The 16,960-nt window shown below is 49.9% G+C and carries 13 protein-coding genes and 1 pseudogene; 10 read left to right on the top strand and 4 right to left on the bottom strand.

Features of this window, described 5'->3' with window-relative positions; genetic code table 11:
* Positions 1 to 119: 119 nt before the first annotated feature.
* The 7 genes and pseudogenes from ACFFSY_RS22455 to ACFFSY_RS22425 all read left to right on the top strand — a co-directional run.
* A complete protein-coding gene (locus tag ACFFSY_RS22455) occupies positions 120 to 3,221 on the top strand; it encodes an efflux RND transporter permease subunit (RefSeq protein WP_377498265.1) in 3,102 nt (1,033 codons plus the stop codon).
* Between the two features lie 46 nt (positions 3,222 to 3,267).
* Complete coding sequence (locus ACFFSY_RS22450; protein WP_377498263.1) at positions 3,268 to 3,795, top strand: RNA polymerase sigma factor; 528 nt, start codon at positions 3,268 to 3,270, stop codon at positions 3,793 to 3,795.
* Positions 3,792 to 4,280, top strand: coding sequence for an anti-sigma factor family protein (locus tag ACFFSY_RS22445; protein ID WP_377498261.1), 489 nt, complete (start codon positions 3,792 to 3,794; stop codon positions 4,278 to 4,280). The genes ACFFSY_RS22450 and ACFFSY_RS22445 overlap by 4 nt, the downstream gene beginning before the upstream one ends.
* A gap of 5 nt (positions 4,281 to 4,285) precedes the next feature.
* A complete protein-coding gene (locus tag ACFFSY_RS22440) occupies positions 4,286 to 5,107 on the top strand; it encodes a bactofilin family protein (protein WP_377498259.1) in 822 nt (273 codons plus the stop codon).
* A 194-nt stretch (positions 5,108 to 5,301) separates the two neighbouring features.
* Positions 5,302 to 6,405: a glycosyltransferase family 4 protein gene (locus tag ACFFSY_RS22435; protein ID WP_377498257.1), complete on the top strand. Its 1,104-nt coding sequence runs from the start codon at positions 5,302 to 5,304 to the stop codon at positions 6,403 to 6,405.
* Positions 6,405 to 7,136: a YheC/YheD family protein gene (locus ACFFSY_RS22430; RefSeq protein ID WP_377498255.1), complete on the top strand. Its 732-nt coding sequence runs from the start codon at positions 6,405 to 6,407 to the stop codon at positions 7,134 to 7,136. Before ACFFSY_RS22435 ends, ACFFSY_RS22430 begins: the two co-directional genes overlap by 1 nt.
* Before the next feature lie 168 nt (positions 7,137 to 7,304).
* Positions 7,305 to 7,442: pseudogene (locus tag ACFFSY_RS22425) on the top strand (hypothetical protein); the annotation flags it as partial.
* On the opposite strand, the gene ACFFSY_RS22420 reads toward ACFFSY_RS22425, so the two are convergent.
* On the bottom strand, positions 7,439 to 7,861 hold the full coding sequence (locus ACFFSY_RS22420; protein WP_377498253.1) for a DUF1259 domain-containing protein: 423 nt from the start codon (positions 7,859 to 7,861) through the stop codon (positions 7,439 to 7,441). The pseudogene ACFFSY_RS22425 and the gene ACFFSY_RS22420 sit on opposite strands and share 4 nt — an antisense overlap.
* Positions 7,862 to 7,904: 43 nt before the next feature.
* The gene (locus tag ACFFSY_RS22415; protein WP_377498251.1) at positions 7,905 to 8,324 is read right to left on the bottom strand and encodes a DUF1259 domain-containing protein; all 420 of its coding nucleotides are present in this window, start codon (positions 8,322 to 8,324) and stop codon (positions 7,905 to 7,907) included.
* A gap of 351 nt (positions 8,325 to 8,675) precedes the next feature.
* Between ACFFSY_RS22415 and ACFFSY_RS22410 the strand changes: the two genes are divergently transcribed.
* Together ACFFSY_RS22410 and ACFFSY_RS22405 are read left to right on the top strand one after the other, a co-directional pair.
* Positions 8,676 to 9,413 (top strand): YheC/YheD family protein, encoded by a 738-nt coding sequence (locus ACFFSY_RS22410; RefSeq protein WP_377498249.1) that lies wholly within the window; start codon positions 8,676 to 8,678, stop codon positions 9,411 to 9,413.
* Positions 9,414 to 9,571: 158 nt separating this feature from the next.
* A complete protein-coding gene (locus tag ACFFSY_RS22405) occupies positions 9,572 to 11,191 on the top strand; it encodes a GMC family oxidoreductase (protein ID WP_377498247.1) in 1,620 nt (539 codons plus the stop codon).
* A gap of 164 nt (positions 11,192 to 11,355) precedes the next feature.
* On the opposite strand, the gene ACFFSY_RS22400 is transcribed toward ACFFSY_RS22405, so the two are convergent.
* Both ACFFSY_RS22400 and ACFFSY_RS22395 read right to left on the bottom strand, forming a co-directional pair.
* A complete protein-coding gene (locus ACFFSY_RS22400) occupies positions 11,356 to 11,814 on the bottom strand; it encodes an aegerolysin family protein (protein ID WP_377498245.1) in 459 nt (152 codons plus the stop codon).
* A gap of 330 nt (positions 11,815 to 12,144) precedes the next feature.
* On the bottom strand, positions 12,145 to 12,582 hold the full coding sequence (locus ACFFSY_RS22395) for a LysM peptidoglycan-binding domain-containing protein (protein ID WP_377498243.1): 438 nt from the start codon (positions 12,580 to 12,582) through the stop codon (positions 12,145 to 12,147).
* Positions 12,583 to 12,885: 303 nt separating this feature from the next.
* On the opposite strand from ACFFSY_RS22395, the gene ACFFSY_RS22390 reads away from it, so the two are divergent.
* On the top strand, positions 12,886 to 16,908 hold the full coding sequence (locus ACFFSY_RS22390; RefSeq protein ID WP_377498241.1) for an S-layer homology domain-containing protein: 4,023 nt from the start codon (positions 12,886 to 12,888) through the stop codon (positions 16,906 to 16,908).
* Positions 16,909 to 16,960 lie beyond the last annotated feature (52 nt).

Here is a 16,960-nt window from a genome sequence, read left to right as displayed (position 1 = left end):
GCCGCCTAATCAGGCGGCTTTTTGCTATCCCAAAAAACAAAAAAATAGTTGTGAATTCGAATGAACAATACGATCATGGCTGTTGTCCTTTCTTCTATAAAACGAAGGGAGACTTAACGATGAAACGAATCATTGAAGCGGTCATGCAACGATCCGCTATTATCCTTATTTGTGTTTTACTTATTCTGGCTTGGGGCGGCGTATCGGCGTTCCAGATGCAGCGCGATTATTTGCCAGGTATCAATAATACGACGTTGATGGTCTCGATGCGGGCATCATCCTATCAAGCCGATCAGATCAAACGGGATATTACGGCTCCGCTGGAGGATGCGATACGCAAGACGAACGGTCTGACGAGTATCCAGACGACCTCTTACGACGGCGGCGTGCTTATGAATCTGGCGTATCCGATGGATTACGACATGGATAAAGCCGAGAGCACCCTGAAGCAGGCGCTGAACGAAGCCGATCTGCCTGATGGCTTGAGCAAGCCGGCTGTAACCAGACTGACATCGAGCACCTTCCCGATTCTGAGCTACAGCTTGACTTCCGCGAGTAAGAACATTGACGATCTCACGCTGCAATCCACGACGCAGACCGCAATCGTGAATCAGCTGAAAGCCGTTCCTGGCGTATCGGATGTGCAAACGGTCGGCGGCGCGAATAAAGGCTACGTCGTGCTCGTGCGGATGAAGGATCTTACGGCGAAGGGCTTTACGCTGGATGATTTCAACAAGTCGATTGCTGCGGATATTCCGGCCCTGCAGGGTAACGTGGCGAATGTGAAGGCTTCGTTCCCGATCAACATCGAAGGTTGGGATTTAAGCGAGCAGGAACTGAACCAACTGCAGATTAAAAATAAAGACAATGACGTCGTTCCGCTTGCGGATGTCGCGTCCGTCTCGCAATCGTTGACCGATGTGAAGACCGTCTCGCGCACCAATGGCCAAGCAAGCGTACAGATCAACGTGATCAAAACGCCTTCGGCCACCATTACAGACGTGGCCAACCAAGTGAAGGCGCGCGTGGATGCGATCCCGGCTGTTCAACACCATGAGGTAAACATGCAATTGCTTACCGACCGGGCGCAAGATTTGAACGAATCGCTGATGGGGCTTGTTCGTGAAGGTCTGCTCGGCTGCTTGTTCTCGATGTTATTCGTCCTGTTCTTCTTCCGCAACGTTCGTTCGACGCTGATGATCGCCGTTTCGCTGCCAATCTCCTTGCTGGCGACTACTGCGGTTCTGAAGTCGATGGGGATTACGCTGAACATTTTGACCGTCTCGGGTCTGATTGTAGCGATGGGACGTATTGTGGACGATGCGATTGTCATTTTGGATAACATGTACAATCGGGTACAAGAGAACAAGGGGAAACCGATCCTGCCTGTGCTGGCTTCTTCTGTCGTCGAGATGCTGCCTGCGATCTTCGCTTCGACGGCGACGACGATTGCCGTCTATGTACCGATTGCTTTGGTCGGCGGCATTATTGGCGCGTCCTATTCCGGCTTCGCGTGGTCAGTCGTTATTGCGCTTGTTGTCTCGTTCCTTGTGGCGATGGTCGTCATTCCAACGTTGGCATTCATGGGCTGGAAGGCGCCCAAAGGTCAGGCCGTTACGCTGGAGCCGCTGATGAAGCCGCTGCTTGTCGCGGCGCTCGCCCGCAAGAAGACCGTCATCAGTATTTCGCTCGTGCTGTTCATCGCTGCGGCGATCTTTGCTTCGCTGCTGCCTTTCAGCCTGCTTCCTAGCTCCGCGAGCGGACAAGTCGCGATCCAGATTGAACTGCCGAAAGGTTCGGCATTGTCCGTCGTCGATAACAAGGTGAAGGAAGTCGAAACGGTGCTGCATCAGGATCAGAAGGTCGCATCCTATTCGGCGACGTTCGGTTCTTCCTTTACTCCGACGGCAGATGACGTGTTCGACCAGGGCGGCGGTTATATTCAGCAGCCGAATGTGGCGAATCTCTCGGTTGCACTTAAGGATAAGCAAGCAGTCGATACGGCAATCGCGGAATTACAATCGGCCCTGTCGCCCGTTGCAGAGCATGCGACGATTACGGTCACGAACCAAAGCCTTGCCGGCGATGATTCCTTGATCAAAATTACGCTGGCCGGCTCGGATCAACAAACGCTGGATCAATCGGCCCAAGTCGCGCGGACGAAGCTTGCTGCAATTCCGGGGCTCGCGGTTGCCGGTCAAACGGATTTGACGAACGGCATTCCGAAATTCGATGTGCGTCTCGATCAGGGCAAAGTGAAAGCGGCGGGTATCCAGCCTGCGGACATCAACAAACTGCTGGCTCGTTATCTAGCCAAAGGGAAGGACTTCGATCTTCCGGTGTCATCGGGTAACGGCATCATTCCTGTTGATGTGTATATTGACCCAATTGCGCAGGGAACCAATAAAGATACAACCATGCCTGTGTATACGTCTCGGCAGGTGCTGGCTTCGCTGTCGGCGGAGTCGTTGACGGGATCGGGCAACCAGACGTACCGTCTGGATCAGGTCGCTTCCATTCAAACGAGCAGCGCGCCTTCTTCGATCGTGGAACAAGACGGCCAACCAGTCTCGATCGTATCGGCGCAGATCACGTCGAAGAATATGAGCCAGGTGTCCAAAGCGGTGGATGAGGCATTGGCGGGGATTCAGTTCCCAAGCGGCGTGACCTATTCCACGGGGGGCATTACGGCCCAAATTACGCAAATGATCATCGAAATGACCATCGCAGTCGTCGTATCGATTCTGCTTGTCCTGATGATCACAAGCTTCGTGTTCAAAGGCTGGAAAGCGCCGCTTGCCGTTCTGATTAGCATTCCGCTTGCCTTGTCCGGCGTCGTGATTGCCCTGTATGCGATCCAAGGGCAGTGGAATCTTGCCGCATTAATCGGCGTGCTGATGCTGACCGGCATTGTCGTTACCAACGGAATCGTGCTCATCGATAAAATTGAACGCAACCGCAAAGAAGGGATGCCGCTTCGCGAAGCGGTTCTGTCGGGGAGCCTATCGCGGGTAAGGCCGATCTTCATGACGGCCGGCACGACGATCTTGACGCTCGTTCCGCTTGCCCTGACGCACAATACGGATACGGTCATTTCGCAGGTGCTGGGCATTGTCGTAATCGGCGGGATGATCACCTCGACGCTGAACAGCTTCATCGTGATTCCGATCATTTACGAATGGATGCAGGGCTATAGAAAGCAAGCGGCACACATCGAATAAGGCTTCGGTTGTTTGTTTACAGCAATATTGTAGGGGTTGAAGACGGGTGGAGGAGTTACAACAAGTCATTCGCCGTGCCAAGCGCGGGGATAAGGAAGCGTATGCCCAACTCGTCAAGGATTTCAAAGATCCTGTTTACCGTTATGCGCTAGGAATGCTCAATGAGCGTATGGATGCAGAAGACATTGCGCAGGAGGCATTTGTTAAAGCCTACTATTCGTTGACCAGTCTTGAAAGTGAATTCGCGTTTTCCTCCTGGTTATTTCAAATTGTGTCGAACCTCGCTAAGAATCGATTGAAGAAGCGGGTCAGAGAGCGAGATTACCAGGTGGAAGCGAATGATTCGACAGTCGACAGGGGGTCTTCGGATCCGTCGGAGCGGATTTCCATGGAAGAAGCGCTGGCTCGACTTTCGATGGAGCATCGCGAGGTCGTCCTCCTGCATGATGTGCAGGGTTACCGCTATGAGGAGATTGCCCAAGTGACCAACGTGCCGCTAGGAACCGTGAAGTCGCGATTATTCGCAGCTCGAACGGCATTGCGCAAAGAACTAAGAAAGGGGGAGCTCTCATGAACCATCCGGAGGATCAGTTATCCGCCTACTTGGATAACGAGTTGAATGAAGAAGACAGGCATGCCGTCGAAGCGCATCTCGAACATTGCGAATCCTGCCAAGCGTTATTGGACGAATGGCTGGCCATGCAAGGTCAAGTGCAAGAGGTTTTTCAATTCAAGCAAGCGCCCATTACGTTCGAAGCTGACGTGATGCAGACGATTGAACGGAATCAACAACTGACTGTCGGGAAGCGCTGGCTCGCGATTCCATTGGTCGCAATTCTCCTAATAGGCGCATTCGGAATCACCGCAGGCGCGATGTTCGTTAAATTCGTCCACGGCTTCATGCGGTTGTTCATGGCTATTCTATACATGGTGACGCATTTCTTGTCCGATGTTCCGTTCGTGTCGTTAACGGTTATTGTTTCGTCTTTATTGGTCTTGAGCGCATCCATCTATACGCTGCGAAGGGCGCTGCAGCCGACGTCGATGGAGAGGGGATGACGACAATGAGAAAGTTAGCCTTCATCTTGAGCGGCTTCCTCGTGCTTCTTCTGCTCCTAATCCCTCATCAGGCTTCGGCAGCTGCGATCTTCGAACATCAGAACACGGTAGTTCCGGCGGGGGACACGGTTGACGATGTGTACGTGGTCGGCGGAGATGCCCGGATCCAGGGTCATATTACAGGTATTGTTGTTGTAATTAACGGTGATCTGCATGCGGCAAGTACCGCGATCGTCGATGGGATGATCGTCGTTGTCGGAGGGAAGGTGGACCAGGCCCCTGGCGCTGTATTTCGCGACGATGTGTACAACCTGTCATTGGACAGCCAGACACAGAACAGCTTGCTCATCGGCGGGGGACTTGTTGTTGGACTATGGGGTGTGCAGCTGGGAGGTACATTACTGCTCGTCTTGCTCCCTTCGCTTATAAGCCTAATCGGAAAGAGGAGAACACAAGCCTTTATCGAACGATTCTCGTCTACATCCTGGAGCCGGTTGCTGTATATGGGGGTTCTGAGCGGCTTGGCGATCGCGGCGGTCAGTGCGCTGCTGTTCATCACCATCATCGGTATCCCGGTTCTGATTTTCATTATTCTTATACTCATGGTTGCCTTTGCTGCCGGGTTGACCGTAATCAGCCATCGGGTTGGCGAGCAGCTTCGGGCTGTGGCCTATAAACCGGATTGGGTCAAGGTGATGGTTGGTTCCGTGCTCATCGCTGCAGTCATCAACATTCCGCTCGTAGGATGGATCGTCTTGCTGATGATTACGCTCATTTCTTTCGGCGCGTGTGTGGAATGGTGGGCATCTAGACGAAAACGGACGTAGTCGAAAGAGCCGGCTTACTGCTTGAGTTGTCCTATATGTATAACAGCACCCTTACTCGTAATAGAGAAGGGTGCTTTTGTCGTTGTTGTCTATAAGTTAATTAAAGCCCTCAAGTACAGCAGTCTAGCAATTTTCACTTTGTCTTTGAATACCATACTTCAGCTAGATTAAAAGATATAAGGAGGATCGAGAACGTGAGATTACTAATTATTGCACCAGAGCAAATACCGGTTCCTCCGCCAGTCGGAGGCTCTGTAGAGAATTGCATTTATCAAATAGCTAAACAAATCAAAGGCAATCATGAGGTGACTATCGTCAGCTTGTACCGCAAACACCTCCCGCGAACTACGCGAGTAGGTCGCGCTACGATTATCCGAGTAGATGGCGGCTCAAAATCGAATTATTTGAGAAATGCGATAAAGCAAGTCAAAGGAAACCGTTATGACCTCATTCAGATCGACAATCGCCCGAGCTTTATTCGTGCCATGAAGCAGGCGTTCCCGAACACGCCTATCTCTGTCTTTATGCACTCGATGACATTCGTTTCCAAGCCGGTGACTACACCTAGCAAGGCTGCATTAGACCTAGGAAGGGCAAACCTAATTATTGGCAATAGCCAGTCACTAAAGCGTACGCTCGGCAGCAAATTCCCTGCACAAAAGCATAAAGTCAAATATGTGCACCTTGGCGTAGATCTGAAGAAGTTTCATCCTTCAGGCAAAAGTGGAGCGAAGCCGTTCCATATTCTCTTCGCTGGCCGGCTCATTCCTCGTAAAGGTATCCCTGTACTTCTGAAAGCTGTACAGATCGCACGCCGAAGTGTGCCTTCGATACGGTTATCGATAGCAGGCGGAACCGGAAAACCAGCTTATAAAGCCTATCTAAGGCAGACCGCAAAGTCGCTTGGCATTCCGGTTACCTTTACAGGAGGCCTTTCTCGTCGTCAAATGCCCGTATTCTATCGAACCGGCAGTTGTTTTGTATGTCCGTCCCAGAAACATGAAGCTTTCGGTCTGGTGAATGTTGAAGCGATGGCTTCAGGCTTGCCTGTCATTGCCTCCAAGATCGGGGGGATTCCGGAGGTTGTTCAACATGGTCGCAACGGCTATCTCGTAGGCGCATATCATAGACCGGAAGCTTTCGCATCTCAGATTGTAAAGCTTGCCAAACAACCTGAATTGACAAAACGACTTGCTAGGCAAGCAAGAATAGATGCTGTTCAGCGATTCAGTTGGACGCAAACCGCATCGAAGCTAACCAGAATCTATGAAGGACATTTAAACAGGAGGCAGGGCTAATGTCAAAGTTTATCGGAAGCAAGTGGAAGAAAACCGTTGCGATTCAGAAGGATGCGCGTGTAGCCAGCAGCATTCCAGAGACGGTTCCTATGACCAAGGAGAGTCTGAGCAGAATGTTGGGCCGGTATGGAATGGTCTATATTAAACCAGATTTTGGCACTTGCGGGAATGGCGTAATGAGGGTAAATAAGGTGAAGGCGGGCTACAGATACCAACTTGGACGGAAAATAAAAAACTATTCCGCAATCGGCCCGATGTATGCAGCCATCCTGAAGGATACGAAACAGAAAAGGTATTTGGTTCAGCGCGGAATCCATCTTCTTCCCTATAACGGGAGGCCGTTTGACCTGCGGGTCATGGTGCAGCTTTCGCCGAAGAAGCAATGGGAAACAACCGGTATCGTTGGACGGATCGCAGCGAAGGGGAAGATTGTAACCAACTACCACAATGGAGGAGAGGTCGTGACAGCCGAGCGTCTCCTCGCACCGCATACCAAGAAGATTCAGGAGAAGCTGCAATCACTTACGAAGCTCGGCGAAATCACCGGTCAAGCGATGCGCCAATCATTCCCGCATGTGTATAAGATCGGGCTTGATATTGCAATGGAGTCCGGATTGAAGCCATGGATTCTCGAAGTGAATACGAACCCGGACCCCTATATCTTCCTCAAGCATCCGGATCGCAGAATCTTCCGGAAAATCCGCAGCTATGAACGGGCGTACAAACAGTAGAACCCAATCGTTAGATAAGGTTCGCTTCCTCAAGACGGAAATGCAATCGGGTGATACCAACTTCTAAGCAAAAAAGCCGCTCAGCCGCGGCTTTTTGCTTGGGTCAACAACTGAACAGTCGTGAAGATTCCAAAGAAAGGGATGTCCCATCGAGGCGGAGGAGTGTCAGGCGTACAAGTGTATGCGGCAGATCGATTTGTCGTTGGGAAGCGTTCTCCGGAGCGCGCGGTCAGAATTGCCGTCCGCGCGCCGGTAACAATGGAAGAGCTGGAGGAAGGATTCTTGAGAAACAGCGTCAGTTATTAACCCAAGAAAGCGATCGAACGTTTTACTTTTTTGGCAAATTCAATGGGATTATCGACCGACTCCCAGTGAATGTACATGAGCCGCGGGTTCTCGAACAGCCAGTGATTATGAACGGCCGTAACCTTGATCCCGTTCTTGCGAAGATTGGTCAGCAGGCGGTTGACTTGGCTTTGGAATAGCGCCGTTTCTCCCAGACAGAGCGCGCGGCCCGAACTGTCCAACGACTCAAACGAGAACAACTGATAACGGACTAGCGGAGACGTGGTACGTCTTCCTAAAATACTGGCTTTAATTACTCTGTTTCTTGAAACGAAACAGACCGGTCCTTTCGTAATCTCATGCTCAGTTCCGCCTAGAATGGACGAAAATTGGTTGCAAAGTTTAATGAATTGAGGACTTGCCTTTACATGTTGAGCCATCGGGATCATCCTTTCATGATTAAAATACTACACTGCTCAACCGTTAACCGAGGAAGGAAATCGATTGTTTGGTTCGTTCAGCAAACACAACAGGATTCATAATGGCTTCCCAGTGAATATACATTAGGCGCGGGTTCTCTTTAAGCCAGTGATTATGAAGCGCAGTCACTTTGATGCCGCGTTTACGAAGATTCGATATCAAACGATTAACTTCATTCTGATGTACGGCAGTCTCGCCCAAGCAAAGCGCGCGACCAGACGCATCTAGCGACTCGAACGAGAACATTTGCATGGACACCAAAGGCGAGTTGGTTTTTCTACCCAAAATGGTCTCCTTCAAGTTCGTCATCCGCGTGACAAAACAAACCGGCCCATCTTCAATTTCCGATTCACCCCCCAGGATTTTCCCGAATTTGGTGCAGAGCTTTTTGAATTCCGGGCTTACCTTCACGTTGTGCGCCATATAAATCCTCCTTTAATCGGTACTGGGATAATCTATGATTTAATTAGTAGAGTCGGTTGTGCGGATTTACTAGTATCAAGAAAATGTTCTTCCGGCTATCCCGGCCATTCTCCTATAGCGGCAAACCGCGCATGCGGCAGTTCCTCTAAAAATTCGACAAAAGGCCCTTACTCAATCGGCGGTAACTCATATAATGAATGGATTTAGATGAAAGCGGCGAATAGAGCGCTTGGAAAATCGTCCATGTCACGAGTCTGCGCAATGCTGTGCGTTAGATCGCCTATGTCGGACCTGCGCCTAAGGTTCATAAGCAGTCGGTATCGAAGCGGTATGATGAGGGAGGTAGATCGTGTGAAAAAAAAGGTGAAATACAAAATGGGCAAATTAGGGAAACATCTTTTTATGAGCAAATATTCGTCAATAAACGCGTTATTACCCGACACAAAAGCAGCAACAAAATCGAATATCTATAAAATGCTAAGGAAGTATGATTCACTCTATATAAAACTAGACGAAGGCACCGGAGGCCGTGGCATTTATAAGATAACGGATGTCGATGGCGGGTTTCTATTAAGAAGCGGCACTACCTCAAAAATGCATACGACCTTTGAAGCACTATACAATTCTCTTGCGAAGTTCCTGAAAAATGACAAGTATGTGGTACAGCAAGGTATTGATCTGTTAGAGCATAACGGCCGCTCATTCGATATCAGGGTAATGGTGCAGAAGAATAGAAGCGGACAACTCGAAACAACAGGAATAATTGGGCGGCTAGCTAAACCGAAGAAGATCGTCACTAATTTTCATAGCGGAGGAACACCGTTGCCCGTAAGCACGTTACTTGAATCTCATCTCAATAAAACCGATAGGGCGGTCTTTATAAAGGAATTAGAATCATTAGGGAGAAGAGCGAGTATTGTTCTTGGAGAAAGTTATCGAAGCAAAAAGGCTTTCGGCGTAGATATTGCAATTGATTCGAATATGAAGCCATGGATTCTAGAGATTAATACGGGGCCGGATATGAGCATTTTTAATGCGCTTAAAGATAAAACGATGTATAGAAGGATTTTGAAGTATTCTAAATTCTAATGCAATATACAATTCCAGCAACGAGGATGCTGCACTTGGCAGCATCCTCGTTTTTTTCATTGTTTTGGGCCGATCTAGGCGAATGCATATACCGTCATTCGCGGAGAGCATATAGTGTGTTGGTTCATGTTTGTATCTAAGGCAAAGGAGACCAATGAATGCCAACAGAAAAAGTCAAAAAACTTATATATGATTACATCGTTGTGGGCACTGGACCTGCTGGAGCCGTTATGGCCAAGACGCTCTCCGATGACAAAAAAACTTCGGTTCTCGTACTTGAGGCCGGGGAAAGAAAGGATCGTGACCGGCCGATACGGGACTCTACATTCGCCCCCGAATTAGAGGAATCGTTTTTCCCGCAATATTTTTGGCAGGGTGAAGGGGTGCCGCAAATCGGGGTAGACGACCGTTCCTTCGAGTGGACGACCGGACGGCTTGCAGGCGGCGGATCCTCGATCAACGGGGAGCAATATGTACGGCCCACCGCGGATGTATTATCGCAATGGGAACGTCTTCTGGGTCCAGTCTGGTCGCCGGAACAAGCCCTTCGCCACTTTAAGCGACTAGAACACTATAACGGGGAGACCACCAACAAGAATGCGCATGGCTATCACGGTCCAATCGATATCCGGCAGGCCCCGTCCCAACCGACAAGAATGGCGGGCAAACTAGTCTCCGCTATAGAAAAGGCAACCGGATTTAACGAAATACTAGACTATAATGATCCGAAAACGCCATTGGGTCCCTTTACAAGGTGGCAGCTCTATCAGCAGCCAAGCGGACGTCGCGTGAGTTCATCGACTGCTCTGCTATCTTCGGGTATCGCGACGCCAAATGGTTTCGGCGTAAATGGCAGACAGCTTCGCATCTTCTTTAAAACCACGGTTCTGCGAATCTTGTTCAACGGCCAGCAGGCGATTGGAATCGAGTTCCTGAAGGAAGGGAAATACCAGCGGGCGTATGCCAACAAAAAAGTGATTCTATCCGCCGGGATTAACAGTCCCCAGATCCTCATGCTCTCCGGCATTGGGCCAGCGCAGCAGCTGAATGAAGCAGGCATTCCGGTTATCGTCGATAACCCGAATGTAGGTAACCGGCTAAAGAATCACACCTTAAACTTTGCCACCTTCTCAACGAACCCGAACGATCCGCCATTGCCTGCCGGAGACCCAAGCGCATTATATACAGGAGGCGCTTTTCTGCCCGATCCCACGCCGGGATCTAATCATAACCGCAGAGCGGTTCAACTCATCGGCATTGGCGGGCAAGATACGCTGACGATTGCGATCTTGTATTTAAAGCCCAAAAGCAGGGGAGACATTCGGATCCAAAGCAACGACCCGCTGCAGATTGTTCTGGCCGATGAGGCGTTCTTATCGGATCCGAGGGATCTCGAAACGCTGAAAAGTATATATCGGACTTATATTATACAGATCGCTGCCGAACTTGAAGCCATTGACCCCGCATATCGCCTTCTTTCGCCAACGGTTGATGTGATCAACGACGATGAACAGTTGGAGCGCTTTATCCAGGAAACATTCGACCACAATCACCATCAACAAAGCTTTTTGCGGATGGCTCCAAGACGGAAAGGGGGAGTGGTGAACAGCCGCGGTGAAGTTCACGGGGTGAAGGGATTAGTTGTAGCAGATGCTTCGCTTGTACCGTACACGGTGGACGGGAATACATCCGCTGCAGCCTATCTGATTGGATTTACCATCGCCCAGCAGCTTCTGGGGAATAAACTTTCAACACGGCGGGATCGATTTGAGGAATAACGGAGGAGAGAGACAATAATCAGCTAGGCGGCCGGTATCGGATGACAAGAAGTAATTGGCTTAAAAATAGAGATCCGCAATTCAAGCGGATCTCTATTTTTATGACGCGTCCGTGACAAGCGTCCATTATTATGGAATGACGTTAGGGTGTCCTTGCCTATGTATCAATAATTTCTACGTGCGTAAGGCGACTTCGTGATATCCCATATCCGCAGATGTGCATTGCCGATAGCCTTTCCATAATGTTGGACATCGCCGATATGATTTTGATTTCCAGGGTTGAAGTCGAAGCGAAAGTTGGAAGCGCTGTTTTTCTCAAGCTCGGACCTGTTGAAACGCTCGCCATTCGGGCAATCCCAGGTGTAGGTCGCAATCCAATTGTTATCGGAATCGAACAGCTGGAAGCTGCCTCCGGGACCGGACGGCGACCACTCGCGGCCGCAAGCGCAGAACCACGTATTCGTGCCTGCTTTAACTACAGTTCCTTCCATTTCATGGACGGGTATCTCTTGGTCCTTGTTGCCAAATTGATAGAGCTTCCCCCATTCTACCTTCACATTGCGGATCGTGACATCGGCATTGTAGTTTTGGATCGACAATTCCACAAACAAATTATAAGCCACATGCAAAACCTCCATCTATGATGTGAGAACGAATATGAGCTGCACGAAATTTTTACAGAAGTGTCGGTGTCATACAGCTTGTTTCCTTATTATACAAGCTCGATCCTTGTAGAAGAAGGTCGAATTGTCGTGTTTGGGCGAATGTGCGTCCGTTTGAGCAGAGGCACGAGAGCGGTCACGGCATGTTATTTCAAACGTGCGAGGGGGGCTGGAAGCTTATCGTCTGTCATTTGACGTGGATAATAAAGACAGCGACGGTCCAAGATTTCTCCAATCTTAGGCCGCCGCTGTTTTATTGTTACGTCCGTCTAATTTACATGCAGGTCTCCATTACATTCCATTATGTGAATGCTGACCATGTTGCATCGATGGTTGCTGCACGGGAGCAGCCATCTCCGCATATGTTTTTTGACACATCATGTTGGACAGACGAGGAATATACACCGTCTCTCCCGGGGCCAGTCGGTCTGGATGGGTCAAATGCGGATTGGCTTCTTCCAAGATGGAATGAGGCATATTATATTTGTGTCCAATCGAGGCGAGCGTGTCACCATGCTGACAGCTGTGCTGTGCGAAAAGCATGTCGTCTGATTTGCCATCCCGGAAAAAAGGGAAGAAAAAAGGCGAAAAAAAGAAGGTTGGGAATAAGAAACGATTCGGGAAAAACGGATGGACAAACGGTCGAAAGAAAGGACGACCAAATCCCCCGCCAAATCCTCCACCAAAACCTCCTCCAAAACCACCACCCGGAAAAAGCCCACGATCCATGACGTAACCTCCAATAAATAATAGTTATTTGACCCTAACACTATATGGCCCAGATGCAAGATGGTTACTTGTCACATGAAAGAAAGTTGGCCTCGTATGAATTGCTTCAGGGCAAACGCGAAGATTTGGGAGTAATGTTTGATGGCTCGAAGGCATATTCCATGGGTGAGCATACATAAAAAGGACTCGTCAAAACGTCGAAAAATGTCGAATTAGCTATATCTTTTTCTCCGGATATCCAATAGTATTGGGTGGTGCCTTAGCGCTTCTCAAACAACTAGAACCTACACAACGGAGGAACCAATGAAAAACAAGCAAAAGCTGGCATTATTGTTGGCAGCAGCTCTGCCTCTTCAAGGATTGACCACAGTCACATCTTTTGCAGATACGCTTACGAGCGCGCAATCCCAGGTTAAAACGTTTGGCGGTTCTGGAGACGATGTCCAAAAAGACATGGCAGTCAATGCGGATGGCAGTTATGTGATCCTTCTTCACTCCACATCGGTTGACCAAAACCTGTCTGGCGTCCTGTCGAAGAAAGAAGCGGATGACGGCACGTTCGTGCTGGTCAAATATGGCGCTAACCATGTCATGCAATGGGCGAAGTCAATCCATCTTACCGGCGACCAATACGGCACCGCCGTGGTGAAATCGACCTCCGATAACGGTTATATGATTGCCGGATCCAGTGAAGGCAAAGCTTTCGTTCAGAAGTTGAATGCAACCGCTGATCAGGAGTGGATAACCTATCTTGATGGATCGGGAACAGATTCTTCTTACCAAGTGGTTGAGAGCGCCGATCACAATAGCTTTATAGTGGTCGGGACGACGAATTCAAATGACGGAACATTCGCCGGAATGAATGATTATAAGGCTTCTATAACAAGTAATTTGGGTGGCATTTGGAGCTCTTTTATCGTCAAGCTGAATGCTTCCAACGGGGATATCGTATGGAAGAACGTCTTGGATGGAAAAGACCGGGATGACGCAAAGGGCGTCGTTGAGCAAGCCAATGATTACTTGGTTATCGGCGGCACGGAATCCAGAGAGAATGACTTTAGCGCGTTCAATGGGCATGGATCGAGCAGCGACATCTATTTTGCCAAACTCGACAAGTCGACAGGCGAGTTGGTCGGTACGCCTCAATCCTTCGGCGATGAAGGCCAAGAAAGCATGGCGGCCTACCTCCGGACCTCGGATGGCGGTTACCTTGTATCCGGTTATACGGATTCGACGGCTGGCCAACTGTCTGCAGGTACTGGCAATGGTTTCCTCGCTAAGTTTGACCAGGCGGGAACATTGGTCTGGTCGACGCGGTTCGGTAGCGAAGAGACATGGCCGGGGCAGAACATTGTTGAAGTATCCCCTAATATATATAGTCTCACCGCAACTGATTACAACGGAAGTCAAATCTATACGTTTGATGCGACGGATGTAAATAACATTACGATAACGCCGGAAGCGATCAATGGCCCGATTTATTTGTATAACCTGTATGGTACTTCTGGACAGTGGTTCGGTGCCGGATATTCCGGCGGCGAGCTTGGGGATGTTGCACTGGACAAAGGCGGCGATGATGTAGCCATCTTCCACACAAGCGCGATTTCGAATGCCGAGGCCGTAGTGGAAGCCGCTAACAGTCCTGCCATCCAATATGGAGGCGTAGATAGCCAAGACTGGGTAACCGAGAACTTTACCGTGAATACTAAAGGCATCTTGGATACGAATCTCGGCTGGACAAGCGATAACTCGGCCATTACGATCTCGGGGACAGGCGAGGCAACCGTTACTCGTCCGCCGGTATCCGGTAGCGATGTGAACGTCACGTTGACAGCAACGGCCTCCTTGAATGGGGAGATGGCAGAGCGCAAGTTGACATTGACCGTTAAGAAGCAGTCCTCCTGGGGACCTGTCATCCAAGGAAACGAAGAGAATCAACTGGATTTCCGTAATATTCGAATTGGCAGTGATGGTGCATTCTATATTCTTAATCAATCCGAAGATGGCGATGTTCTCGAGAAAAAAGGTCCTGAGGATACTGATTTCACGGCACTCCCTTCGCTGCCAGTAATCGAGAATTCGTACAGCGCCGTTACGTCCTTCGACGTCTCTGGTACCGATATATATGTGACTCGAATCGTAGTTCCGGATGGAGAACAACAAGAACACTACGAGATGCTGAAGCTTGGAAACGACGATCAATGGACCGCATTCGGAACCGAGGTCCCGGAGGAATTAGCGCCTGCGGGTCCGGAATTAGGCGAATTCACCGGTTACCGGTATAGTAATCTAGTCGTAGACAAGGGTACGGTCTACCTTATGGCGACGGCCTCTTACCTCGGTGGTGACCAAGGATCCACGACACGTGAAATTATCGTGAAATGGAATGGCACGGAATGGGTGAATGTCACGCCTAACTCCGTCCGTGGTATCATGCAATATACGGTGCGCGACGGGAAGATTTATGCGCTTGCATATGCAGATAGCGGCATGGATCGGAGATTCGTCATTCAGGAAGGCGGCATTACGGTTGTCGACCAACTATTAACCGAAGGTGAAACACCGGCACCTTACGATGAAACAGCTATTGCAGTAGATTCGGAAGGCGCGATTTATCTGCTTGACGGCTATGGCGATAGCGGCAAGAAGATCTGGAAGGGCGTCTTGGATCAGCAAACCGTGACATGGAAGCCAATTGACGATGCGCATATTTTCACGTATCCTCAGGATTTGGCTGTATCCGGAACGCAGCTTTATGTTCTGGATGTCGACAGAGACACGTATGCGCCTGTTGTTTTGACGCGTTCGACAGTTATTACCGATACAGGCAACAACAACCCGAGTACGGGCGGCCCATCCGAGCCGAATACGGACGGTAATGAGAATTCGTCAGGCTCGTCGGAGAACCCGACAACGGGCGGCGGCGAGAATTCGTCAGGCTCGTCCGAGAACCCGACTACGGGCGGTGGCGAAAATACGTCCGGCTCGTCAAACAACTCGAACTCGGGAAGCAGCAATACCAATACAACCCAAGCACCAACAGCTTCATCCGGCACTTCAGCGAGCACTTCTACCATTCCGGTAGTTGTGAACGGTCAGACCGTACAGGTACCCGCCGTGGTTGAAACCAAGCAGAACAATGGCCACGCGGTCAAGGTAGTATCTGTCGATAACAAGAAGCTTATGAGTCAGATTACCGAAGGCAAACAGGCAGGCAACACGATTACAATCCCGGTGAGCTCCAAGGATGCGCAATCCACCGTGGTCGAACTGAATGCTGCGCTTGTAAAGGCCATGGGAACGAACAACTCGACGCTGGAAGTTAAGACGGATCAAGCCGCGTATCTCATTCCGGCGAAAAGAATTATCGTGGATGATCTTCTTCAGAATTTCGGAGCTGATGTGGATGGGCAGGATGTCAAGATATCGATTCTGATTGAATCGCCGTCGGCTGATCAGCAGAAATTAGTGGATAGCGCATCGACCAGCAAGAAAGCTGAAGTGATCGCACCTGCCGTTTCCTTTGAAGTGACGGCCACTTATAATGGCAGCACGAAGCCGGTTAATAGCTTCACGCAGTTTGTGGAGCGCCGTATTCCGATTCCGGCTGGCGTTGATCCGTCTAAGATTACGACAGGCGTAGTCGTAGACGCGGACGGGACGATGCGCCATGTGCCAACGAAGGTCCTGTTAGATAACGGCGTGTATTATGCGCAGATCAATAGCTTAACGAACAGTCTGTATTCCGTGGTCTGGCATCCAATCGAATTCTCGGATATGAATACCCACTGGGCGAAAGAGGCCGTCAATGATTTAGGCTCCCGTATGGTCGTCGAAGGCGACGGGCAAGGGAACTATGAACCGACACGCGACATGACCCGCGCAGAATTCACTGCGATCTTGGTGCGTGGATTGGGACTGAAGCCAGTGACAGGGGATACGAATTTCGCGGATGTTGACTCATCCGCCTGGTATGCAAGCTCCGTTACTACGGCTGTGAAGTACAATCTGATCAAAGGCATTAGCGAGAGCAAATTTGCGCCAACTGCGACGATTACTCGCCAAGAAGCCATGACGATGATCGCTCGGGCTGCTCAAATTACCGAATTGTCGCAGGATACTGCAGCCAATGCAGAATCGCTGCTGCAGGCATTCCAAGATGCGAAGGATGTTCAGGCTTGGGCGAGAGATTCGGTTGCTTTCAGTTTAGAAAATGGCTTGGTAAACGGAATATCGCCGAAGGATCTTGCTCCGAAGGCTGATATCTCTCGCGCCGAAGTTGCCGTGATGCTCGAGCGTCTGTTGAAGAAGTCTGATTTGATCTAATCTCGAAATGAAATCGACCCTCAATCCTACAGTGGATTGAGGGTTGTCTTTT

It is taken from the genome of Paenibacillus aurantiacus (assembly GCF_042431225.1).
Taxonomy (GTDB): Bacteria; Bacillota; Bacilli; order Paenibacillales; family Paenibacillaceae; genus Paenibacillus_Z; species Paenibacillus_Z aurantiacus.
The sequence above is the reverse complement of the archived record's forward strand: the minus strand, read 5'-3'. Positions and strand labels throughout refer to the sequence as shown.

Excerpts from the sequence above, each read along its gene's own strand:
- ACFFSY_RS22390 (WP_377498241.1), top strand. The coding sequence starts at position 12,886 with ATGAAAAACAAGCAAAAGCTGGCATTATTGTTGGCAGCAGCTCTGCCT.
- ACFFSY_RS22455 (WP_377498265.1), top strand. The coding sequence starts at position 120 with ATGAAACGAATCATTGAAGCGGTCATGCAACGATCCGCTATTATCCTT.
- ACFFSY_RS22445 (WP_377498261.1), top strand. The coding sequence starts at position 3,792 with ATGAACCATCCGGAGGATCAGTTATCCGCCTACTTGGATAACGAGTTG.
- ACFFSY_RS22440 (WP_377498259.1), top strand. The coding sequence starts at position 4,286 with ATGAGAAAGTTAGCCTTCATCTTGAGCGGCTTCCTCGTGCTTCTTCTG.
- ACFFSY_RS22405 (WP_377498247.1), top strand. The coding sequence starts at position 9,572 with ATGCCAACAGAAAAAGTCAAAAAACTTATATATGATTACATCGTTGTG.
- ACFFSY_RS22415 (WP_377498251.1), bottom strand. The coding sequence starts at position 8,324 with ATGGCGCACAACGTGAAGGTAAGCCCGGAATTCAAAAAGCTCTGCACC.
- ACFFSY_RS22430 (WP_377498255.1), top strand. The coding sequence starts at position 6,405 with ATGTCAAAGTTTATCGGAAGCAAGTGGAAGAAAACCGTTGCGATTCAG.
- ACFFSY_RS22395 (WP_377498243.1), bottom strand. The coding sequence starts at position 12,582 with ATGGATCGTGGGCTTTTTCCGGGTGGTGGTTTTGGAGGAGGTTTTGGT.
- ACFFSY_RS22420 (WP_377498253.1), bottom strand. The coding sequence starts at position 7,861 with ATGGCTCAACATGTAAAGGCAAGTCCTCAATTCATTAAACTTTGCAAC.